The sequence below is a fragment of the Agrococcus sp. AC640b genome (assembly GCF_979255995.1).
This window is the reverse complement of sequence record NZ_CEEDMM010000019.1, coordinates 1-22175: the sequence shown is the minus strand read 5'-3', so window position 1 is coordinate 22175 and position 22175 is coordinate 1. Positions and strand designations below refer to the sequence as shown.

The window sequence follows — 22175 nt, the reverse complement described above, 5'->3', positions numbered from 1 at the left end:
GCAGCCCAACAGCACATCGCCCGCACACGCACCAATCAGGCTCGATGCCCCACCCCGGCGCGACCATCGAACTCTGGGGCGACGCGGAAGGTGCCGCAGCACGTAGCGCCTACATCCAGGAAATCCAAGCGTCGTCACCGGCGTTCGGGTCTGAATACCACTACATCGTCGATAACTACCTGCTTCGCGTGAGTGGCGACATCTTGCCGTCCGTAGCGCCGCAGTGGGAGGCTGCCTTCACCGCCGCCCTCGCCGGCTAGTCGGTCCCTGCCGCAGCTGCGCTCCAGCCCGAAGGGTGTCGCGCTCGTCCGCCTCCGCGTCAGCCCCGCAGCAGCTGCGCCTCCAGGAAGTCGCACACGTCGGTCGCCACGCGAGCCTCCGTCGCGGCCGTCAGCACCGTGTGCGTCATCGGGTACCGACGCGACTGCGCCGTGCCGCCGCCGCGCACGATCGCCGCGCACGCCTCCTCGCCGCCGAGCGCGACCTCGTCGTAGGCGGCGACGCCAGCGAACGTCGGCGGCAGCCCCGTGAGTCGCTGCAGGCGCGCGGGCGACCCCCACTCGCCGCTCGCTTCCTGGTCGCCCAGGTACGCGCGCAGCAGCCGGCGCCGCGCCGCGACGCCGGCGTCGCTCGCGCGCGACGCCGGCGTGAGGCTGGCGAGGTCGAGCGAGGGCACGACGAGCGCGAGCGCCGCCAGCGGCGGCGCCGCCTGGCGCAGACCGTCGATGCGAGCCGCCGCCATCGCGATGCTGCCGCCCGACGACGTGCCGAGCAGGGCGATGCGAGCCGGATCGATGCCCAGCCGGTCGGCGTCAGCACGCACGGCGTCGAGCGTCGCGAGCACGTCCTCGACGGCCGCAGGGAACGGATGCTCGGGCACGAGCCGGTGGTCGACGTCGATCACGACGGCGCCAAGACGCTCGACGAGCGCGTCGACGAGGTCACGGTCGGTGACGTCGCGCGTGGCACCCCCGCCCATCCAGAACGCGCCGCCATGCAGGCGCACCACCACGGGGGAGGCGCCCGACCCGTCGCCGACGCGCGTCGCCGGCACCTCGCAGCCTCCCGCCGATGCGCCCGTGCCGTCGGTGACGTCGGGTGCGAGCGCACGCATGCCCCCGACGGGCACATGCACGTCCCACGGCCGCCGGTCGGCGGACTGCGCAGGCAGTTCGAGCAGCGTGCGAGCGTCGTGCCCCTCGCTCTCGCGCTGCAGCCGCACGAGCGCGGCACGCGATGCGCGCGCCGCCGCGTCGTGCTCGAGGCGCACCGCGACGACCTCCGCGAGCCACGCCTCCCGATCCTCGCCGGGCTCGGGGGCGAAGCGCGCCTCGCTCGAGGGCGTCGTCGTCTCGCGTCGCAGCGCGGCGACGAGCCACGCGAGGTCGCCGGGCAGCGCACCGGTCACGTCGTCGTCCCCACCTCGAGGCGCGGTGCGAGCACCGTGCGCTCGATCGGCGTCGTCGCATCCTCCATGAGCGCCAGCAGGCGACGCGCGCCCACCCGGCCGGACTCGCGCAACGGCTGCCGCAGCGTCGTGAGCCCCAGCGCCTGCACGATGTCGCCGCCATCCCAGCCGACGACGCCGATGCGATCGGGCACCTCCGCCCGCAGGTCGCGCAGGCCCGCGATCACCCCCGCGGCAAGCGTGTCGTGCCCCGCCAGCACGCCCACCTTCGCGTCGCGCGCGAGCTGCGCCACGGGATCCGCCGCTGCGCGCCCCGCCGCGACGTCGCCGGCTCGCGCCGTGATGCAGTGCACGGCGGCGCCGTCGACGCCGGCCTCCTCGAGCGCGCGCACGAACCCCGTGAGCCGCCGCCGGCCCTGCGAGATGTAGTCGTTCGACACCTGCCCCTCGGTCACGTAGACGAAGCGGGTGCAGCCGCGCTCCAGCAGATGGCGGGCCGCCTGGCCCGCGCCGAGCTCGTCGTCGAGCACGACGCTCGTGAACCCCGGATGCCTCGAGTCGACGAGCACCGTCGGCAGCTGGCGCGACAGGAGCCGCGCGGCGAGATGCTCGTCGATCGGCACGCCCATGATGACGAGGCCGTCGAGGTCGCCGGAGAACGGCAGGGTCGCGAGCCGAGGTGACGGGGAGCGGCTCGCCGACGGGTGGTCGATGAGGATGGGCTCGATGTCGTCGCCGAGCTCGGTGAGCATGCCCTGCACGCGGCCGGCGAACGACGCATACGTCGTGATGGGGGCGATGATGCCGACGCGCCGCACCGCCGATCGTGCGCGGTGCGCGGCGATCGCGTGCGGCACGTAGCCGAGCGCGTCGGCGGCGGCGAGCACCTTGCCGCGCGTCGCGGCGGCGACGCGGCCCGGCCGGTTCATCGTGTTCGAGACGGTCGCGATCGACACGTCGGCCATGCGCGCGACGTCGTGGATCGTCACGGCGCGCATCAGGCCACGTACCGTTCGACGGTCGCGGAGCGGCCACGCTGCACGGTCGGGTCGGGCACGGGTGCCGCCGCCAGCAGGGCCTTCGTGTACGCGTGCGCGGGGGCCTCGATGATCTGCTGCGTGGCACCGTGCTCGACGATGGCCCCGCGATGCATGACCGCGATCTCGTCGCAGATGCTCCGCACCACCGACAGGTCGTGCGAGATGAAGAGGTAGGCGAGCCCCAGCTCGTCCTGCAGCTCCTGCAGCAGCTCGAGCACCTGCGCCTGGATCGACAGGTCGAGCGCGCTCACCGGCTCGTCGCACACGATGAGGTCGGGCTCGAGCACGATGGCGCGCGCGATGGCGATGCGCTGCCGTTGGCCGCCGGAGAACTGCGCGGGATAGCGGTCGGCGGCGCTCGCCGGCATCGACACGCGATCGAGGGCCACGCGCACGGCCTCCCGCGCGGCGGCGCCGCTCATGCCGTGCGCGAGCGTGAGCGGCTCGGCGAGCGTCGACCCGATCGTGCGCACGGGGTTCAGCGACCCGTACGGATCTTGGAAGATCACCTGGATGCGGCGCGTCAGCTCGCGACGTCGGGTGCGCGAGGCGCCCACGAGCTGCTCGCCCTCGAGCTCGATGCTGCCGGAGGTCGCCTCGACGAGCCCGACGATCGCGTTGCCGACGCTCGACTTGCCCGAACCCGACTCGCCGATGAGCCCCAGCGTGCGGCCGCGGCCGAGGTCGAGGTCGACGCCCTGCACCGCCGTCGTCATCCCACGCCCGGGAGCGGGGTAGGCGATCGTGAGGTCGCGCACGCGCAGCAGCGCCGACTCGGTCTCGCGCGTGGCATGCGTGGGCAGCAGCGCGGGGTCGGCCGCGAGCATCGCCTTGGTGTGCGCCGCCGCAGGTGCTGCGAAGATCTCGTCGACCGCCGCCTCCTCCACGAGCCTGCCGTCGCGCATGACGATGACGCGGTCGGCGATGTCGGCCACGACGCCCCAGTCGTGCGTGATGAGCAGCAGCGTCATCGAGTCGTCGTCGTCGCACAGCGCATGCAGCAGGGCGAGGATCTCGGCCTGCACGGTCACGTCGAGCGCCGTCGTCGGCTCGTCGGCGACGAGCACCTTCGGCTTCGCGCTCAGCGCCGCCGCGATCACGACGCGCTGCGCCATGCCGCCGGAGAGCTGATGCGGGTAGCGGCGGGCGACGGCGGCCGGGTCGACGATCTGCACGCGCTCGAGCAGCCGCAGCGACTCGGCGCGCGCCTCGCTGCGGCGCAGGCCCTGGTGCAGCACCACCAGCTGCGTCAGCAGGTCGCCGACGCGCATCGACGGGTCGAGCGACGGCTGCGGATCCTGCGTGATGAAGCCGAACGTGCTGGCGCGCAACGAGCGCAGCTGCTCGGGGGAGCGGGTGGCGAGGTCGACGCCGTCGAGCACGATGCGACCGCCGGCGACGCGCGGTCCGCGACTGAGCCCCAGCAGCGCGAGCGCCGTCACCGACTTGCCGGAGCCCGACTCGCCGACGAGGCACAGCGTCTCGCCCCGTCGCAGCTCGAACGAGACGTCGTCGACGATCGTGCTCACGCCATCGGATCCGTCGAGCACGACCGTGAGTCCCTCGACGCTGAGCACCGCCCGCTCGGCGTCGACCGACGCATCCGCAGACGCCGTGGCGAGCGTCTCGGCCGCGACGGTGACGCGTCGGCGCCGACGCGACGGCGTGGTGCCCGTCCACCGCTCGGCGACGGCGTCGCGCAGGCTGTCGCCGAGCAACGTGAGCGCCAGCACCGTCACGATGATCGCGCCACCCGTGGGCACGAGCAGCCACGGTGCGCGCGAGATGTTCTCGCTCGCGACCTGCACCATGTTGCCCCAGGACGGGTTCGGCTGCCGCACGCCGAAGCCGAGATAGCCCAGGCCCGTCTCGGTCATGATGACGGCGCCGCAGAAAATGCTCGCCTGCACGATGATCGGTCCGGCCAGACGCGGCAGCACGTGGCGCACCGTGATCTGCGCCTCCGTGAGCCCGAGCGCCCGAGCGCCCCTGACGAAGAGCTCGCCGCGTACGGCGCGCGTCGTCGCGCGCACCACGCGCAGCAGCAGCGGGCTCGTGAGCACGCCGATCGTCAGCATCGCGAGCGTGAGGTTGCCGGGAGCGATCGACAGCATCACGAGCAGGATGATGAACGACGGCACGCTCAGCAGCACCTCGGCGAGCCGCACGATGAGGGTGTCGACGATGCCGCGCGACATGCCTGCGACGAGCCCGAGCGTCGTGCCGACGACGAGGAACACGATGAGCGCCTGCAGCACGCCGACGAGCGTCGCGCCGCCGCCGTGCAGCAGGCGCGAGAGCACGTCGCGGCCGAGGTCGTCGGTGCCGAGAGGATGCGCGAGCGACGGCGTCGCGAGCGTGCTCGCGAGATCCTGCGTCAGCGGCGAGTAGGGCGCGACGACGGGAGCGAGCGCGACGGCGAGCACGATGACGACGAGCAGCGCCAGGCACGTCACGAACTGGCCGCGTGCGAGCAGCAGTCGCCACAGCGGACGCACCGAGCGCAGGTCGCGCTGCCCCGTGACCGGCGTCTCGCCTGCGGCGTCGACGGGTCCGGCGAGGTCGGGGCTCATGCGCTCTCCTTCACGTTCAGCCGGCTGTAGAGCAGCTCGACGACGAGGTTCGTGATGATGATGACGATCGTGAAGATCAGCGTGATCGCCTGCACGACCGGGTAGTCGTGCAGCAGCGTCGCCTGCACGGAGTAGCCGGCGAGCCCCGGGATCACGAAGACGCTCTCGACGAGCACGGTGCCCGAGGTGAGGCCGATCATCTTCATGCCGAGGATCGTGACGATGGGCACGGCGGCGCCGCGCAGCGCGTGTCGCCAGAGGATGCGTCGCTCGCTGACGCCGTGCGCACGCAGCAGCGTGATGTACGGCTGCGCGAGCTGCTCGGCGACGGCGTCTCTCGTCTGCTTCGCCAGCAGCGCCGTGCCGCCGATCGTCAAGGTCACGATCGGCAGGATCATGTGCTGCAGCCACGGCCACAGCCCATCCACCAACGGGTCGTACCCGGAGGTCGGCAGCCATCGCAGCTGCACCGCGAAGATCGCCGCCAGCACGAGGCCGATCCAGAACGACGGCACCGCCATGCCGAGCACGCTGCCGACGTCGGCGGCCTTGCCTGCGACGCCGGGGCGCGAGGCGCCGATGACGCCGAGCACGATGCCGAGGATCGACGCGCACACGAAGGTGCACACGATGAGCGCGATCGTCGGCTCGACGCGATCGGCGAGCACGTCCGCCACCGGCACGCCAGAGACGATCGACGAGCCGAGGTCGCCCTGCATGAGCGCGGCGAGCCAGCGCCCGTACTGCTCCCACACCGGCAGGTCGAGCCCGAGCTCCGCGCGCACCTCCTGGTAGCGCTCTGCGGATGCGGTCGGGCCGACGATCGCGCGTGCCGCGTCGCCAGGGGTGAGCGAGATCAGCACGAACGTGAGGGCCGAGATGACGAAGAACAGCACGACGCTCATGACGAGCCAGCCTGCGAGTCGGCGCAGCAGCGGTGGCACGGGCACTCCTAGCGATCGAAGGGGATGGGAGGGCTCGCGAGGGCGGAGCCTGCCGGCTCCGCCCTCGCTCGCATCATCCGGCGGGGACGATCTCGGTGATCGGCGTCTGCGGGCGCGCCTCCGTCACCGAGAGCTCGGCGATCGTGTCGCCGGCGAAGTAGAACACCGGCGCGTACACGGCCGGCGCGAACCAGGCCTCGTCGACGAGCTCGGTGACGATGGCCTCGTAGTGCCCGGCGGCGGTCTCCTCGTCGGCGACGAGCGCTGCCGCCATCTCAGACTCGATCGTCTCGCTCGTCGAGCCCAGCGGGTTGAAGATCGCCTCGGGTCCGAACAGTCCGTCGTACTCCATCGGCAGCGGCTGCGAGCCGTAGCCGATGACCGCGGCTGCGAACTGGCCCGACGTCATCGCCTCGAAGTAGTCCGGCCCGGGCCGCGCGTCGAGCTCGACCGTGATGCCGACGGCGGCGAGCTGCTCGACGATGACCTGCGAGAGCGTCGCGGCGGTCGACGACGTGCTGCCGATGACGGGGATCGTGAAGCCGTCGGGGTAGCCGGCCTCTGCGAGCAGCGACCGAGCCGCCTCGACGTCGAAGGGATACTCGTCCTGCAGCGCCTCGACGAAGCCGGGCTCGCTCGGCACGATCGTCTGCGTCGTCGCCGAGCCGTACTCGCCCAGCAGCGCCTCGGCGATCGTGTCGCGGTCGAGCGCCATGTTGATCGCCTGCCGCACGCGGACGTCGGCGAGCGGGCTCCCGAGGGTTCCCTCGCGGTCGAGCAGGCTCAGGCCGTAGACGATCGTCGGCGCCCACAGCACCTGCATGCTCTCGGACTCGGCGCCGTCGGCGGTGGTGAGGTCGCCGAGCGCGTAGTCGACCTCGCCGGTGCGCAGCGCGTTGAGGCGCTGCTCGGCGTTCTCCATCACCTCGATGACGATCTCGTCCCAGTGCTGTCCGTCGGGATCCCAGTAGTCGTCGCGGGCCGTGTAGACGTACCGCGACCCTGCGATCGTCTCGTCGCCGTCGAGCACGTACGGGCCTGCTCCCGCGGTCGACGTCGCGAGCGCCTCGGGGTCGTCGGCGAGCGCCTCTGCCGACATGACCATGCCGGCGACCCACTGCTGCGTGAAGGCCTGCGGCGCCATCGGGTGCGGCTCCTCCCAGGTGATCCGCACGGTGTCGTCGTCGATGGCCTCGTAGGTGCCGCCGTTGATGAGCGTCGCGACGTTGCTGCGTCCGGTGTCGAAGTGGGTCAGGCTCGCCACGAGGGCGTCCGCATCGAGCGCGGAGCCGTCGGAGAAGGTGACGTCGTCGCGCAGCGTGATCTCGAAGACGCGATTCTCGTCGTCGGTGAACTCCCAGTCGGTCGCGAGGCCCGGCTCGAGCGAGCCGTCCTCGGCGACGCGGATGAGCGCGTCGTACGCGGGCTGCGCGAACGGGCTGGTCGACTGCTCCATGTTCGCCGGGTCGAGGCTCGTCGGCGCCGCGGCGAGCGCGATCGTCAACGTGCCGCCCGCGTCGCCATCGGCCGACTGGTTGGAGGATGCGCATCCGACGAGCGCGAGGCTCGGGATGGCGATGGCTGCGGCCAGCCGCACGGCTGCATGCCGCGCACGACGGTGGTGCATGGGTGGACCTCCTCGTCCGGTGGTGCGTGTCGACCGCTGCGGTGACACGCGACGTGGGCAGCAGTACACCAGGCGATGCGTCGCGATGTGAAGCGTTCCATGTAAAGCGCTTCACATCCTGCTGAGTCGCATGGCCGAAGGTGTCGACGCCCACGCCCAGCCCGACCGGCCCTCGGCGACGCAGCACATCGCTGCCACATGCGCCACTCAGGCCCCGCCCCATGTGCGGCGGTCTAGCGTCGAGACCGTGGCACACGACGAGACCAAGCCGACCCCCGAGGGTCGTGTCGCCGCGATCGTCCACAACCCGGTGAAGGTGCCCGTCGCGAGGCTGCGCGACGCCGTCGCGAAGGCCGAGCAGCAGCACGGCTGGGCGCCGTCGCTGTGGTTCGAGACCGACGCGAGCGACTCGGGCGCGCAGGCCGCGCGCGACGCCGTCGCGCAGCGGCCCGACGTCATCCTCGTCGCCGGTGGCGACGGCACGGTACGCGTCGTCGCCGAGGGCGTGCACGAGTCGGGCATCCCGCTGGCCCTGCTGCCGGCAGGCACCGCCAACCTGCTCGCGCGCAACCTCCGCCTGCCCGTGCAGCTGTCGCGCGCCGTCACCGCCGCGTTCACCGGCACCGACCGCCAGGTCGACATCGCCTTCGCCGCGATGCGCGACGCCGACGACGTCATCACGCGCAAGGCGTTCCTCGTCATGGCTGGCATCGGTCTCGACGCGCGGATGGCCGCCGACACGAGCCCCGAGCTCAAGCGACGCATCGGATGGGGCGCCTACGTCGACCCCATCGCCCGCTCCATCATCGGCAACGCGCAGTTCGGTCTGCACTACCGCGTCGACCGCGGTCGCCCGCGCGCCCTCAAGGCGCACACGATCATCGTCGGCAACGTCGGCACCCTCACCGCCAACCTGCTGCTGCTGCCCGACGCGGTGGTCGACGACGGCCTGCTCGACGTCGTCGTGTTCAAGCCCAAGGGGGCATGGGGTTGGATGCAGATCGCCTCGCGATTCACGACGAACGGCATGTTCCAGGCATCCCGCGCAGGCAGGTGGGTGCTGCGCAACACCCGCGACCTTCGAGCGCTGCGCTACACGCAGGGCCACCACTTCGAGGCGCGCTTCGACGAGCCGCAGCTGCTGCAGCTCGACGGCGACAGCGTCGGCGAGGTCGTCGGCGTCGCGCTCTCGGTCGTGCACCGCGGGCTGACGGTGCGGGTGCCGGCCGTCTGAGACGGAGCACCGTCGTCAGCCGATCGGCGCGACGACCCCGCTCTGATAGGCCCACACGACCGCCTGCAACCGCGACCGCACCCCCAGCTTCGGCAGGATGCGCACGAGGTGCGACTTCACCGTCGTGACCTCGACCGTGAGGGCGGCCGCGATCTGCTCGTTCGACATTCCCTGCGCCAGCAGCCGCAGGATGTCGAGCTCCCGCGGGGTCAGCACGTCGACCTCGGTGCGCGCCGCGACCGCCTGCAGCCCGCGACGTCTGGCGAACTCGCGCAGCACCTTGCGGGTGACGGCGAGGTCGAGCGTGCCGTCGCCCGCGGCCACCTGCCGCACCGCGCGCACGATCTCGTCGGGCTCGGCATCCTTCAGCAGGAACCCCGCCGCACCAGCCTCGAGCGCGCCGAAGACGTACTCGTCGACGTCGAACGTCGTGAGGATGAGCACGGGGATCGCCTCGTCGCCGTCGGCGTCCGACAGCGCACGCGTCACCTCGATGCCCGTCATCCCAGGCATGCGCACGTCGAGGCAGGCGACGTCTGGCCGCAGCTCGAGCGCGAGCCGCAGCGCCTCGTCGCCGTCTGCGGCGACGCCGACGATCTCGAGGTCGGGCTCCGCCGCGAGCAGCGCGGCGAGGCCGGCGCGTGCGAGCGGCTGATCGTCGGCGACGAGCACGCGGATCACGGGGTCACCATGCCTCGGTCGGCGCCGACCGGCGCAGGGCCGTCGGGGGCCTGCGCCTCCGACGGCAGCGCGAGCCGCACGAGCCACGTGCCGTCGGCCTGCAGCCCGGCGAGCACCTCGCCGCCGACGAGCGCTGCACGCTCGCGCATCCCGAGCAGCCCGAGGCCGTCTCGTCGCGCCTCGCCCGCCGACGCGCCGGCGTCGTTGCGCACCGTCACGACCACGCTGCCCGGGCGGCTGCCGTCGATCGCGACGGCGCACGGCGCGCCGGACGCGTGCAGCGCGGCGTTCGCCAGCGACTCCTGCACCATGCGATACGCGACGAGCTGGCCCAAGGGGCCGACGCCGTCGGTGCGTCCTTCGACGTGCAGCGTCACCTCGCGCCCCGATGCGCGGGCGTCGGCGACGAGCCGCTCGATGGCGTCGACGGTCTCGACCCGGTCGACGTGGTCGGCGTCGCGCAGCAGGCCGACGAGGCGACGCAGGTCGTCGAGCAGGGCGCGGCTCTGCACGCGCACCTGCCGCACCGAGCGCTTCGCGGCATCCGGATCCGCGTCGATCTGACGCTCGATCGCCGCCGCCATCACCGCGATGCCCGACACGTGGTGCGCGGCGATGTCGTGCAGCTCGCGCGCCATGCTCGTGCGCTCACGGGCGACGGCAGCCTCGACGCGAGCGTCGTGCTCGCGCTCGATCGCCGCCGACTCGCCGCTGCGCGCACGCGTCGCATCGCGGCGGGCGGTGACGGCGAGCACGCCGATCGCGGGCAGCGCGACCACCACGACGGCCTGCAGCAGGCCAGAGGCGATCGCCGGTGCGAGCTCCATGCCTTCGGAGCGGAGCAGGTCGGAGGCGTGGCCGACGGCGACCGCGAGCCCCGCGATCGGCAGCATGAGGAGGCGGCCGAGCGGCGACAGCAGCGACGTCGTGCGCAGCACCGCCACGATCATTGCGGCATGCGACAGGCTCGTCAACCCGCTCGGCAGCGCGAGCCCGACCAGCATCGCCGACGCGGCGACGCCCAGCAGCGCCGTGCGCGGTGCGAGCCGTGCCACGCACAGCAGCACCGCCTGCGCCACGAGCACGCCGATGGTCGTCCACCAGCCCACCGCATCCAGCGTCAGCACGAGGTCGGGGCCGAGCAGCGCGGGCGCGGCGACGAACGCCCCCACGGCGACGACGCCGCAGCCGAGCGCCACCACCAGGTCGGTGACGCTCGGCAGGCGACGGGATGCGGTCATGCCGCAATCCTCTCCGATCGCGCCCCGCGCTCGCCCAGCAGCGGCGTCGATCGGGGCAGGCCCAGTCGCCCCCGGGTGAGCACGATGATCGCAGCGGCCGCGACGGCCGATCCGATGAGCAGCACGCCGATCGCGTCGGCGACGGTCGGGAACATCTCCGCCCACAGCACCGACACCGTGGTGTTGAGGCTCACGTGGAAGAGCATCACGATCGGCAGGCTCTGCCCCGATCGGTTGAACAGCCACATCACGGCGACGTTGAACAGCGCGCTGAACGCGACGAACTGGACGACCTGCACCCACGTGACCGCGGGCCATCCACCCCAATCCGCCGAGAGGAACAGCGGCAGATGCCACGCGCCCCACAGCGGACCGAGGATCGCTGCGGCGCCGAGCGGGCCGTAGCGCTCCTGCAGCGGCGGCAGTGCGAAGTCGCGCCATCCGGGCTCCTCGGCGAGGCCCGTCGTCAGCATCTGGAACGCGAGCATCGGCACGTAGAGGCCGAGCGCGGCGAGGCTCGGCGCCTGCACCGTGCCGCCCGACGCGAGCGCGCCGAGCGCAAGCACCGAGATCGGCACGGCGAGCAGCGCGACGACGTACCAGCGCGGTGCGACTCGCCACCGCAGCAGCCGACCCACCCACACCCGCAGGCCCGCGCGTCCGGCGGTCACGGCCGTCACGATGCACGCAGCACCGAGCGGCCCGAGGTAGGCGCCGAAGAGCATGCCCGTGATCTGCGTGCTGCCGAGCACGGTGGGGAACGAGAAGGGCAGCACGCCCAGGCCGTCCTGCGAGAGGATCCACGGCGTCCACGCCAGCCAGCTCATGCCGAGCGCGAGCGTGAAGAACGCGACGAGCGGGTGGCGCCGGATGAGGCCGCCGATGCCGCCTCCTGTCGGGGTCGGATCGGTCGGGGTCGGTTCGTCTCGGGTCGGATCGTCTCGGGTCGGATCGTGACGGTCGGTGCGAGTCATGGTCGGGGCCTCCGCTCGGTGCGCGTGACTGGTCGATCACGACGCTACGAACGGGTGCGAGAGCGTCGCGACGGCCGAACGGAGGGATCTCGCGCCTCATCCGAAGGTCGTAGACGGCCGTGCGGCGGCGCCTCGGAGGGCGACTCGACGCCCCGAGGCGGGAGCGGCGGCTAGCTGGAGACGCCGTGCAGGCCGACGGCGGCGAGGATGATGCCGCCGGCGAGGATCCACAGCAGGAGGGCGCCGAGCAGCATCGCCGCCGACAGGCCGATGCCCCAGTTCGCGAGTCGCTGCGCGTGCGGCTCGCGTCGCTTCGCGAGCAGCCCGACGGCGATGCCCGCGACGGGCACGACGAACGTCCACTGCATCAGCAGCGAGACGAGGCCGATCACGAGGCTCGCGATGCTCAGGGTGCTCGACTCGGTCTGGGGCTGCTGCTGGGTCACCCCGAGCACACTAGCGATCCCGATGCGAGGGTCCGCACCGGCAGACTGCGCCGACGGGGTGCTGCACGCACCGCCTCGTGCGCGCCGATCGGCCGGACTCCGCCAGGAGCCCGGCCGATCGTCTGTGGATCGCGCGGGCTACGCCCCGCTCGGGCGCCGGCGCGCCACCAGCACGCCGCCGCCGACGAGCGCGATGGCGCCCGCGAGCGCGGCGAGCAGCCACGGCGTGCCACCCGTCTGCGGGAGGCTGCCCGCCCCTGCACCACCGTTCGCACCGCCGCTCGCTCCGCCCGCGCCGCCAGCACCCGGCGCGGCCGAGTCGGACGACGACGGGGTGGGATCCGTCGGGTCGGGCGAGGCGCCCGGATCGGTCGGCGGCACGGAGACGCCGGGATCGGTCGGCGGCACCGAGGGCTCCGGCTCGACGACGGGCTCGCACGCGGCGAGCTCCGCATCCGTCGGCGTGAAGCGCAGCCAGTCGAACGACGCGTCGATCGCCGCAGCACCCGCCGTGCCGCGGTAGGCCGTCATGCCCACGTGCGTCGCGCCGAGCGCCTCCACCGAGATCGGTCGGCCGATGCGCTGGAACGTCTGCCCGTCGATCGAGTACGACGTCGTGATCCACTCGCCGTCGTTCGTGTACCGCACCTGCCACGTGTCGCCGAAGTCGGCGGGTGGAAAGACGGAGTCGGGCCACGTCCACGAGTCGAAGCGCTCGCGGCCGTCGTCGCGCAGCGTCACGTCGAACCGCACGCCCTGCGTCGAGAGCACCCACATCGCGCGCGCGGAGTTCGCCTCATCGCCGTACAGCACGAGACCGGCCTGCTGGAATCGCTGCGTCGGGTCGAAGCGCAGCTGCGTCGTCACCTCCCACGTCTCGGACGCCGGCAGCGGCGTCTGCGTGATCGGCGCGCCGTCGAGGCCCGTGATCGGGCCGGTCAGCACGAGCGCGCCGTCGGTCACGCGCACCCGCTCCGGGTCGTCGCGCAGCACGCTCCACGCCTCGCCGAGCGCGTCGCCGTCGAACTCGTCCGAGCCCGCGCCCGTGCACAGCGCGTACATCGGATCGTCGGGCCGCGTGTTGAGCGGATCGCGCACGCCGTCGGGGTCGAGCACCGCGTGCATGATCGTGGTCTCGCTGCGGCCTCCGCCCTCGTACAGCAGGTGCGTCTCGCCGTCGGCGGTGACGATCTGCGGCGACGTCGCGCGCCCACCCTCCGGCGGCGCCGACTGCGGGACGAACAGCACCTGCGGCTCGCCGACCTGCGTGAGCGTCGCGTCGATGGGGCGGGCGAAGATCGCGCCTGCGCTCGCGCCGTAGATCACGTACAGCTGCCCCTGCCACTCCCACAGGTCCGCGGCCGACACGTTCGTGCCCTCCGCGGCGCCCGGGTCGACCACCCATCCCGGCTGCGCCTCCCACGCGATGCCGTCGCGTGAGAGCGCGAGGGCGATGCGTCGCACGTTCGACGAGTCGTTCACCATGAAGAACATGCCGTACGACCATTCGCTGGTCGGATCCGGATGCTCGAACACGCGGTTGTACGACACCTCGGTGGCGTCGCGGCCGAACTGCTGCGTCGTCATCACCTCGCCGCCGTACTCGAACGCGACGCCATCGGTCGACGTCGCGTAGCGGTCGGTGGTGTTCTCGCCGTGGAAGTACAGGAAGACCTCGCCGGCCTCCTCGTTCCAGATCGCATCGGGCGCCGACACGTGGCTCACGTCGTAGATGCCCTCCCACACGTTCGACACGATCGGGTTGTCGGCGTACGGCGTCCACGGCCCCTCGAGGGAGTCGGCGGTCATGAGGTTGATGCCACCCGGCGGATCGTGCGGCGCGAAGTACAGGTACCACTCGGCGATCGGGTCGTCGAGGTAGGCGCCGGCGTGGAACACCGACGGGAAGATGAACTCCTCCGTGGGGTTCCAGGTGTCCTCGGTGAACCGATCGATGACGGGCCCGGTGCTCGTGAACACGGGCAGCTCGTCGGCAGCCGCGGCCTGCGGCGGTGCCGCGCCGACGAGTGGCGCAGCCAGCAGCGCGGCCGCGGCTGCGGCTGCGGCGAGCAGCCGGGGGATGGGACTTCGCATGCGATTCCTCCTCTGCGGCAGCGCCGTCGCTGCCGCTCCACGGCCATGCGAACGTCAGCGTGCGATCGTGCTTGCGTTCGGCGCTAATGCGCATTAGCGTGGCCTGGCAGCGAGGCTAATGCGTATCAGCACCGTTGGGAACCCCCGAGAGGGGAGACCCGGCGTGGCGCAGCGGCCCACAGACCACGAGAGGGCCTTCGATGCCGAACGACGAGCGCAGCGCCCGGCCGCACCGCGTGACCCAACGCGAGATCGCGAAGCTCGCAGGCGTGAGCCAGGCGACCGTGTCCCTCGTGCTCAACGGTCGCACCGACGACTCCGTGCGCATCGCGGACGAGACGCGGCAGCGCGTGCTCGACGTCATCGCGCAGACCACGTACGTCGCCGACCCCGCGGCGCGCAGGCTCGCAGGCCTCGACAACCGCATCATCGGCGTCTTCACCTACGAGCCCGCCTTCCCGCTCGAGTCGCTCGACTTCTACACGCCGCTGCTGTCTGGCATCGAGGCCGCCGCAGAGGAGATCGGCAGCGATCTGCTCATGTTCACGAGCGCGCCCGTCGTCGATGGCACCCGTCGGCTGTTCCACGAGCGCAACCGCGTGCGGCTCGCCGACGGCGTGCTGCTGCTGGGCGTCGAGATGGTCGAGGACGACCTGCGCAGGCTCGTCGACGGCGACTTCACCGCCGTCGCCGTCGGACGCCGCGACGTGCCAGGCATCCCGTACGTCGGCATCGACTACGCCACCGCCACCGCAGCGCTCGTCGCCGACGCCGTCGCCCGCGGCCACCGCGACATCCTCTACGTGCACGTCGACAGCCACGGCGAGTCCGTGCGCGACCGTCTCGCCGGCGTCGAGCGGGGCGCGCGCGGGGCCGACCTCGTGAGCACCCCCATGGGCGCGACGGTCGACGACGACTGGGCGCTCGTGGTCGAGCACCGGCCCGACCTGCTCATCGTCGAGTCGTCGGCCCGCGCCACCGAGCTGCGCGCCCGCGCGCTCGACGTCGGCTTCTCGGTGCCCGGCGACCTCGGCATGATCGCGCTCTCGGCGCCGACGCGCCCCGAGGAGCGCGCCGCCGACTTCACGAGGCTCGACCCGCCTCGCACCGAGCTCGGCGCCCGCGCCGTCGCCCTCCTCTCGCGCATCCTCGCGGCCGGCGAGCCGCTGGCCGAGGCCGAGCTGCGCACCCTCATCGACTGCCCGACCATCTCGGGCTCCACCCTCGCGACGAAGGAGACGCAGGAATGACGCAGATGCGCACGGACGTGCTGGTCGTCGGCGGAGGGCTCGGTGGCGTCGCCGCCGCGCTCGCCGCTGCCCGAGCAGGCAGGAGCGTGGTGCTCACCGAGGAGTACGCGTGGCTGGGCGGACAGCTGACCAGCCAGGCGGTGCCGCTCGACGAGCACACGTGGATCGAGCAGTTCGGCGCCACCGCCACCTACCGCAGCCTGCGCGACGGCATCCGCGACCACTACCGCCGCTGGTACCCGCTGACGGCGCAGGCGCGCGCGCAACGCACCTTCAACCCCGGCGCGGGCCTCGTGAGCCGCATGTGCGCAGAGCCGCGCGCGGCCGTCGCCGTGCTCGAGGGCATGCTCGCGCCGCACCTCGCCTCCGGCCGCATCCGTCTCGTGCAGCCCGCGATCCCCGTGGCGGCGGACGTCGACGGCGACGTCGTGCGCGCCGTCACCCTGCAGCGCCTCGACGAGGATGCGCAGGTCACCATCGAGGCGCAGGTCGTGCTCGACGCCACCGAGCTCGGCGACCTGCTGCCCCTCACGGGCACCGAGCACGTCACGGGCTTCGAGTCGCGGCACGACACCGGCGAGCCGAGCGCGCCCGAGACGGCGCAGCCCGACAACCAGCAGGCCATCAGCCACTGCTTCGTCGTCGAGCACGTCGACGGCGACCACACCATCGACCGGCCAGCCGACTACGACGTGTGGCGCACGGTGCAACCCGACTACTGGGGTGCGCCGATGATCTCCCTCACCGGGCCCGACCCGCGCACGCTCGAGACCGTCACCCGCACGTTCACGCCCACGATCGACGACGACCCGCTCGCGCAGGTCGCCGACCAGCGCGCCTCCGGAGGCGACCGCGAGCTGTGGACGTTCCGCCGCATCCTCGCCAAGCGCCTCTACGCGCCTGGCGCGTTCGACAGCGACCTCGTGCTCGTGAACTGGCCGATGATCGACTACCTCGGCGGCACCCTCACCGGCGACGACGCCGCGACGCACAAGGCGGGTGCGAAGGCGCAGTCGCTCGCGATGCTCTACTGGCTGCAGACCGAGGCGCCCCGCCCCGACGGCGGCACCGGATGGCCGGGCCTCCGCCTGCGCGGCGACGTCACCGGCTCGCGCGACGGCCTCGCGCAGGCGCCGTACATCCGCGAGTCGCGTCGCATCCTCGCGCAGACGCGCATCGTCGAGCAGGACCTCTCGGTCGCGATCCGCGGCCACGGCCGGCCCGCGACCTTCGACGACACCGTCGGCGTCGGCATGTACCGCATCGACCTGCACCCCTCCACCGGCGGCGACAACTACCTCGACATCCCATCGGCGCCGTTCGAGATCCCGCTCGGCGCACTGCTGCCGCAGCGCATGCGCAACCTCGTCGCCGCCGGCAAGACCATCGGCACGACGCACATCACGAACGGCGCATACCGACTGCACCCCGTCGAGTGGAACATCGGCGAGGCCGCAGGAGCCCTCGCGGCGTACGCCCTCGACCGCGGCCTCGAGCCCGCGGCGGTGCGCGCGAGCGAGCGCGAGCTGCGCGACTTCCAGACCCACCTCACCCGAGCCGGCGTCGAGCTGCACTGGCCCGACGTGCAGGGCTACTGACCCACCGATCGAACAGGAGCACCACCATGAGAGCAGCAAGGACGCTGACCCTCGCCGCCCTGGCCACGAGCGCCGTGCTCGTGGCGAGCGGATGCGCGAGCGGCGGTGGAGGCGGCGAGCAGGACGCCGACATCGACCTCCGCATGACCGTGTGGACGTCGAACGAGGAGCAGCTGGCGCTGTTCGACGCGATCGCCGACGAGTTCATCGCCGAGCATCCCGAGGTCGCCTCGATCACGTTCGACCCCCTCGACTTCGAGAGCTACACCTCGACCCTCACGACGCAGATCGCAGGCGGCAACGCCCCCGACCTCGCCTGGGTGCTCGAGAACGCCGCCCCCGACTTCGTCTCCTCCGGCGCGCTCGCACCCCTCGACGAGACGCTCGAGGCGACCGACGGCTACGAGCTCGACGACGTCAGCGAGTCGGCGACCGAGCTGTGGAGGAACGACGACGGCGCCCTCGTCGCCTATCCGTTCTCCACCTCCCCATTCGTCGTCTTCGCGAACGACGACCTGCTCACGGCGGCCGGGCAGCCGACGGCCGCGGAGATGCAGGCGAACGGCACCTGGACCTGGGAGGGCGTGTCGGCAGCCGGCGCCGCCGTGAACCAGGCCACCGGCACCGACGGCTTCGTCATCCGCGACTTCGACTACACGACGTGGGATCTGCTCTCGACCGTGTGGAACGGATGGGGTGCGCAGCCGTGGAGCGACGACGGCGCCACGTGCGAGATGGACTCGCCCGAGATGGTCGAGGCGTTCGAGTTCCTCCACGATGCGGCCTTCGTGTCGCAGTCGATGCCAGGACCCGGCACCACCGCCGACTTCTTCGCGGGCGAGGCGGCGTTCACCGTGACGCAGATCTCGAGAGCGTCGCTGCTGGCCGACTCGGGCATCCAGGCCTGGGAGCTGCTGCCGCTGCCGGAGGGGCCGGCCGGCGAGTACGCGATGGTCGGCCAGGCAGGCCTCGGCGTGCTGGCGCAGGGCGACCACGCCGACGCTGCCGCGGAGTTCCTCGCGTACTTCACGGCGCCGGAGCAGTCGGAGCGCCTCGCGCAGTACTTCCCGCCCGCCCGTGACTCGCAGATCGACGCCGAGACGCTCGCCGCCGCCAATCCCGTCCTCAGCGAGCAGCAGCTCGCCGACGTGGTCGTGCCGGCGATGAGCGGCGACGTGCGCCCGTCGCACACCGACTCCGCCGAGATCCAGCAGCAGGTGCGTGCAGCGCTCGACGGCCTCTGGGTCGCCGACGCCGACGTCGCAGGCACCCTGACCGAGGCGTGCGGCGCGATCGCACCGTTGCTCGAGGCGCCGTGAGCCAGCGCCTCATGACGGCCGGCGTCGAGGCACCCAGGCGGGTGCCTCGACGCCGGCCCCTCGACCGACGCGACCGCCTCGTCGGCTACGCGTTCGTCGCACCCCAGGTGCTCGGCGTCGTCGCGTTCGTCGTCGTGCCGCTCGGGCTGATCTTCTACTACAGCGTCCACGAGTGGAACGTGCTCGCAGGCACCTTCACCTTCGTCGGCACCGCGAACGTCGAACGACTGCTCGCCGACCCGTCGCTCGGGCCGGTCCTGGGCGCCACCGCCACCTTCTCCGTCGGCCTCGTCGTCGGCAACCTCGTGCTCGCGCTGCTGCTGGCCGTGCTGCTCAACCGTCGCTTCCGCGGCGTCACCGCGTTCCGCACCATCTTCTTCTCGCCCGTCGTCGTCTCGCTCGTCGCCTGGACCATCGTGTGGGGCTTCCTGCTGCAGGACGACGGCGGCATCAACGGCCTCCTCCGCGTCGTCGGCATCGACGGCCCGAACTGGCTGCGCGAGGGGCCGACGGCGATGGCGGCCGTCATCGTCGTGCAGGTGTTCAAGAACGTGGGCCTCAACATGGTGCTGTTCCTCGCCGCGCTGCAGGGCGTGCCGCGCGAGCTCACGGAGGCCGCCTCGATCGACGGCGCCGGGCCGCTGCGCAGCTTCACGCGCATCACGATGCCCATGATCTCGCCCACGATCATGCTGACGCTCATCATCACGATCGTCGGATCGTTGCAGGTGTTCGCGCAGATCGCGGTGCTCACGCAGGGCGGGCCGGGCATCTCGACCACGGTGCTCGTCTACTACCTCGTGCAGCAGGCGTTCGACTTCCACGCGTTCGGCTACGGCTCGACGCTCGCGATCGTGCTGTTCCTCATCGTCCTCGTCCTCACGATCGTGCAGTGGCAGCTGCGCAGGAGGTGGGTGTTCCATGAGGCCTGAGACCCGCAGGCGCCTGTCGCGCGTCGCGCTCGTGGTGGCGCTCGCGATCATGGCCGTGCCGTTCGTGATGCCGACGTGGTGGATGATCGCGTCGTCGTTCAAGCCGATCAGCCAGATCTTCGCGTTCCCGCCGACGCTGTGGCCCACCGAGCCGACGATCCAGCCGTACATCGACGCGTTCACGTACCAGCCGTTCGCGCTGCAGTACTTCAACAGCCTCTACATCGCCGTCGTCGTGACGCTCGCGACCATGCTGTTCGCCTCGATGGCCGGGTACGCGTTCGCGCGCATCCGCTTCCCAGGCGCGAACGCGCTGTTCGTCGTCGTGCTCATCGGGCTGCTCATCCCGTCCGAGGTCACGATCGTGCCGCTGTTCCAGATCTTCCAGACGCTCGGGATGGTGAACACGCACTGGCCGCTCATCCTCGTCACGACGTTCGGGGCGCCGAGCGTGCTGGCGACGTTCATCATGCGGCAGTTCTTCGTCACGCTGCCGGTCGAGCTCGAGGAGGCCGCACGCCTCGACGGCCTCGGCCGCGTGGGCATCTGGTGGCGCATCGCCATGCCGCTCGCGCGCGCAGCCCTCGGCGCGGTGGCGATCTTCACGTTCCTGCACACGTGGAACCTGTACCTCGAGCCAACCGTGTACCTGCAGAGCCCCGAGCTGTTCACGCTGCCGCAGGCGCTCACGCGCTACACGGATGCCTACGGCGGGCAGATGTGGAACACGCAGCTCGCCGCCGCGACCATGACGGCGCTGCCCGTGCTCGTCGTGTTCGTGCTCGCGCAGCGGCAGTTCGTCGAGGGCCTCGCGCAGACGGGGCTCAAGGGATGAGCGTCGCGCGCGGCCGTGCCGACGTCGCCTACGGGCCGGACACGGCGCACGTGCTCGACGTCGCCCAGCCGGCCGATGCCGGCTGGGCGACGCCGGCGGCGATCGTCGTGCACGGTGGCGCGTGGCGCACGGGGTCTCGCGACCTCGCACGCTCCGTGCAGCACGGTCTCGCCGCGCGCGGCGTGCTCGCGCTCGCGATCGGGTACGCGCAGCGGCAGCCGGATCCCACATCCGACATGGTCGACTCGATCGCGCGGGCGGTGCGGTGGCTGCGCGCCTCCGACCTGCCCGCGCGCGGGGGCTGGGACGGCCGCGTCGTGCTCGTCGGCGACTCGGCAGGCGGGCACGCGGCGATGCTCGCTGCGCTGTCGGGCGTGGAGGTGGATGGCGTCGCGTCGCTGTGCGGGGCGCTGTCGCTCGACGTGCTGCGGCATCCGGCCGACGACGAGCAGCGCGAGCGCTTCGCCGACTACGCGTCGACGCTGTGCGGCGGCGACACGAGCGACGGGTGGCGAGGGCTCGACGCCCACGACCCCGTGCTGCTGCTGCGAGGTGGCGCGGCGCTGCCGCCCGCGTTCGTCGCGACGAGCGAGTGCGACTTCTTCCGCGACGCATCCCTCGCCTTCGTGCGCGCCGCGGAGGCGCTCGGCCACGCCGTCACGACGCACCTCGAGCCAGCGCAGCGGTGCGGGCACTCCTGGCAGCTCGATGCGGCGCTGCCCGAGACGGCAGCGCTCCTCGACGCCCTCGCGAGCTGGGCGCACGCACGGGTGGCGCGGACGGTGCACACGCCGTGACGACGCAGGCGCGACGCGGCTGCGCGAACTGAGGACGTCTCATAACAGTTGGGTCACGCACCCTTCCGAGTGACACATGCTGTGTCGTATGGTGAGCCGTCCGACGCGCTTCGTCGGCATCCCACGACCCCTCGGAGCACCATGCGTCGTCTCGTCGCTGCCGTCGCCGCCGCCGCCATCGCGCTGACCGGCACGCTTGTCGCCACACCTGCCAGCACGGCGGAGGCCCACGCCACCATCCGCATCGCGGGATCCGACCGCTACGGCACCTCGGTCGAGGTCTCGAAGTGGTCCTCCTGGAGTGGGGACACCGTGTTCCTCGCCTCGGGGACGTCGTTCCCCGACGCGCTCGCTGCCGCCCCCGTCGCCGCCGCGGAGCGCGCGCACTTCATGCTCACCGACCCCACGAGCGTGCCCAGCAGCGTCATGGCCGAGCTGCAGCGGCTGCGCCCCAGCGAGGTCGTGCTCGTCGGCAGCGCCGCCACGATCTCCGACAACGTGCTCTGGCAGATCTACGGCACGCTCGGCGTGCAGGTGACCCGCATCGGCGGCACCGACCGCGTGCACACCTCGATGCTGCTGCTCGACCGCCTCCGGCAGTCCGGCGCCATCAGCGAGGTGTGGGTCGTCTCCGGCTGGTCGTTCCCCGACGCGCTCGTGGCAGGCTCGGTCGCAGGCCGCAACCGGGCAGGCATCCTGCTCGACTGGCACGGCGCCTCCGACGCGGAGAGCGCCGCATGGGTCAGCCGCGTGCAGCCCTACTTCCAGGGTCTCGGCGTGAACATCGCAGGCGGCGGCTCGTCGGTGTCGTCGTGGGTCGAGCAGCGCATCCGCTACTCCGGCGCCGCAGGCGTGTGGCGCTACTCCGGCGCCAACCGGTACGAGACGGCGGTCGCGATCCACAACCAGTTCAGCCAGTGGGCTGCGCAGGAGACCATGGTGCTCGCCAGCGGCGAGAACTTCCCCGACGCCCTCTCGGGAGCGAGCTTCGCGGCCGTGCGCGGCTTCCCGCTGTTCCTCGCGCCCAGCCAGTGCAACGACGCCGTCGCCGGCATGCTCCGCCAGGAGCGCGACCGCCGCTACGTGAGCACGATCATCGGCCTCGGCGGCGGCAGCTCCATCAGCGACCGAGCCCTCAACCTCGAGAACTGCCCGCCGCCGCCGCCCCCGCCGGTCGTGACC

The 22175-nt window shown here is 72.2% G+C and carries 19 protein-coding genes; 9 read left to right on the top strand and 10 right to left on the bottom strand.

Annotated elements, in window-relative coordinates:
• Positions 1–44: 44 nt before the first annotated feature.
• On the top strand, positions 45–260 hold the full coding sequence (locus ACZ6H8_RS08460; protein ID WP_464146328.1) for a hypothetical protein: 216 nt from the start codon (positions 45–47) through the stop codon (positions 258–260).
• A gap of 59 nt (positions 261–319) precedes the next feature.
• On the opposite strand, the gene ACZ6H8_RS08455 is transcribed toward ACZ6H8_RS08460, so the two are convergent.
• From ACZ6H8_RS08455 to ACZ6H8_RS08435, 5 genes are all read right to left on the bottom strand, one after another.
• Positions 320–1408, bottom strand: coding sequence for an alpha/beta hydrolase fold domain-containing protein (locus ACZ6H8_RS08455; RefSeq protein WP_464146327.1), 1089 nt, complete (start codon positions 1406–1408; stop codon positions 320–322).
• On the bottom strand, positions 1405–2397 hold the full coding sequence (locus ACZ6H8_RS08450) for a LacI family DNA-binding transcriptional regulator (protein WP_464146325.1): 993 nt from the start codon (positions 2395–2397) through the stop codon (positions 1405–1407). Before ACZ6H8_RS08450 ends, ACZ6H8_RS08455 begins: the two co-directional genes overlap by 4 nt.
• Positions 2398–2405: 8 nt before the next feature.
• A complete protein-coding gene (locus tag ACZ6H8_RS08445; RefSeq protein ID WP_464146323.1) occupies positions 2406–5021 on the bottom strand; it encodes a dipeptide ABC transporter ATP-binding protein in 2616 nt (871 codons plus the stop codon).
• The gene (locus tag ACZ6H8_RS08440) at positions 5018–5965 is read right to left on the bottom strand and encodes an ABC transporter permease (RefSeq protein ID WP_464146321.1); all 948 of its coding nucleotides are present in this window, start codon (positions 5963–5965) and stop codon (positions 5018–5020) included. Before ACZ6H8_RS08440 ends, ACZ6H8_RS08445 begins: the two co-directional genes overlap by 4 nt.
• Before the next feature lie 73 nt (positions 5966–6038).
• A complete protein-coding gene (locus ACZ6H8_RS08435) occupies positions 6039–7592 on the bottom strand; it encodes an ABC transporter substrate-binding protein (protein ID WP_464146319.1) in 1554 nt (517 codons plus the stop codon).
• A gap of 247 nt (positions 7593–7839) precedes the next feature.
• Between ACZ6H8_RS08435 and ACZ6H8_RS08430 the strand changes: the two genes are divergently transcribed.
• A complete protein-coding gene (locus ACZ6H8_RS08430; RefSeq protein WP_464146317.1) occupies positions 7840–8826 on the top strand; it encodes a diacylglycerol/lipid kinase family protein in 987 nt (328 codons plus the stop codon).
• A 15-nt stretch (positions 8827–8841) separates the two neighbouring features.
• Here the strand turns inward: ACZ6H8_RS08430 and ACZ6H8_RS08425 are convergent, their stop codons facing one another.
• The 5 genes from ACZ6H8_RS08425 to ACZ6H8_RS08405 all read right to left on the bottom strand — a co-directional run bounded on the left by ACZ6H8_RS08425 (position 8842) and on the right by ACZ6H8_RS08405 (position 14262).
• Positions 8842–9507 (bottom strand): response regulator, encoded by a 666-nt coding sequence (locus ACZ6H8_RS08425; RefSeq protein ID WP_464146316.1) that lies wholly within the window; start codon positions 9505–9507, stop codon positions 8842–8844.
• A complete protein-coding gene (locus ACZ6H8_RS08420) occupies positions 9504–10748 on the bottom strand; it encodes a sensor histidine kinase (protein ID WP_464146315.1) in 1245 nt (414 codons plus the stop codon). The genes ACZ6H8_RS08425 and ACZ6H8_RS08420 overlap by 4 nt, the downstream gene beginning before the upstream one ends.
• On the bottom strand, positions 10745–11722 hold the full coding sequence (locus ACZ6H8_RS08415) for a CPBP family intramembrane glutamic endopeptidase (RefSeq protein WP_464146314.1): 978 nt from the start codon (positions 11720–11722) through the stop codon (positions 10745–10747). Before ACZ6H8_RS08415 ends, ACZ6H8_RS08420 begins: the two co-directional genes overlap by 4 nt.
• A 170-nt stretch (positions 11723–11892) precedes the next feature.
• The gene (locus ACZ6H8_RS08410; RefSeq protein WP_464146313.1) at positions 11893–12168 is read right to left on the bottom strand and encodes a hypothetical protein; all 276 of its coding nucleotides are present in this window, start codon (positions 12166–12168) and stop codon (positions 11893–11895) included.
• Between the two features lie 138 nt (positions 12169–12306).
• Positions 12307–14262: a beta-xylosidase family glycoside hydrolase gene (locus ACZ6H8_RS08405; RefSeq protein WP_464146312.1), complete on the bottom strand. Its 1956-nt coding sequence runs from the start codon at positions 14260–14262 to the stop codon at positions 12307–12309.
• A gap of 200 nt (positions 14263–14462) precedes the next feature.
• On the opposite strand from ACZ6H8_RS08405, the gene ACZ6H8_RS08400 reads away from it, so the two are divergent.
• From ACZ6H8_RS08400 to ACZ6H8_RS08370, 7 genes are all read left to right on the top strand, one after another.
• Complete coding sequence (locus ACZ6H8_RS08400; RefSeq protein ID WP_464146311.1) at positions 14463–15512, top strand: LacI family DNA-binding transcriptional regulator; 1050 nt, start codon at positions 14463–14465, stop codon at positions 15510–15512.
• On the top strand, positions 15509–17110 hold the full coding sequence (locus tag ACZ6H8_RS08395) for an FAD-dependent oxidoreductase (protein WP_464146310.1): 1602 nt from the start codon (positions 15509–15511) through the stop codon (positions 17108–17110). Before ACZ6H8_RS08400 ends, ACZ6H8_RS08395 begins: the two co-directional genes overlap by 4 nt.
• A 26-nt stretch (positions 17111–17136) precedes the next feature.
• On the top strand, positions 17137–18429 hold the full coding sequence (locus ACZ6H8_RS08390; protein ID WP_464146309.1) for an ABC transporter substrate-binding protein: 1293 nt from the start codon (positions 17137–17139) through the stop codon (positions 18427–18429).
• Positions 18426–19361: a carbohydrate ABC transporter permease gene (locus ACZ6H8_RS08385; RefSeq protein ID WP_464146308.1), complete on the top strand. Its 936-nt coding sequence runs from the start codon at positions 18426–18428 to the stop codon at positions 19359–19361. Before ACZ6H8_RS08390 ends, ACZ6H8_RS08385 begins: the two co-directional genes overlap by 4 nt.
• Entirely contained in the window at positions 19351–20196 is an 846-nt protein-coding gene (locus ACZ6H8_RS08380) for a carbohydrate ABC transporter permease (protein ID WP_464146307.1), read from the top strand. Before ACZ6H8_RS08385 ends, ACZ6H8_RS08380 begins: the two co-directional genes overlap by 11 nt.
• On the top strand, positions 20193–20993 hold the full coding sequence (locus ACZ6H8_RS08375; protein ID WP_464146306.1) for an alpha/beta hydrolase: 801 nt from the start codon (positions 20193–20195) through the stop codon (positions 20991–20993). The genes ACZ6H8_RS08380 and ACZ6H8_RS08375 overlap by 4 nt, the downstream gene beginning before the upstream one ends.
• Before the next feature lie 141 nt (positions 20994–21134).
• On the top strand, positions 21135–22175 hold a 1041-nt coding region (locus ACZ6H8_RS08370), incomplete at its 3' end, for a cell wall-binding repeat-containing protein (RefSeq protein ID WP_464146305.1).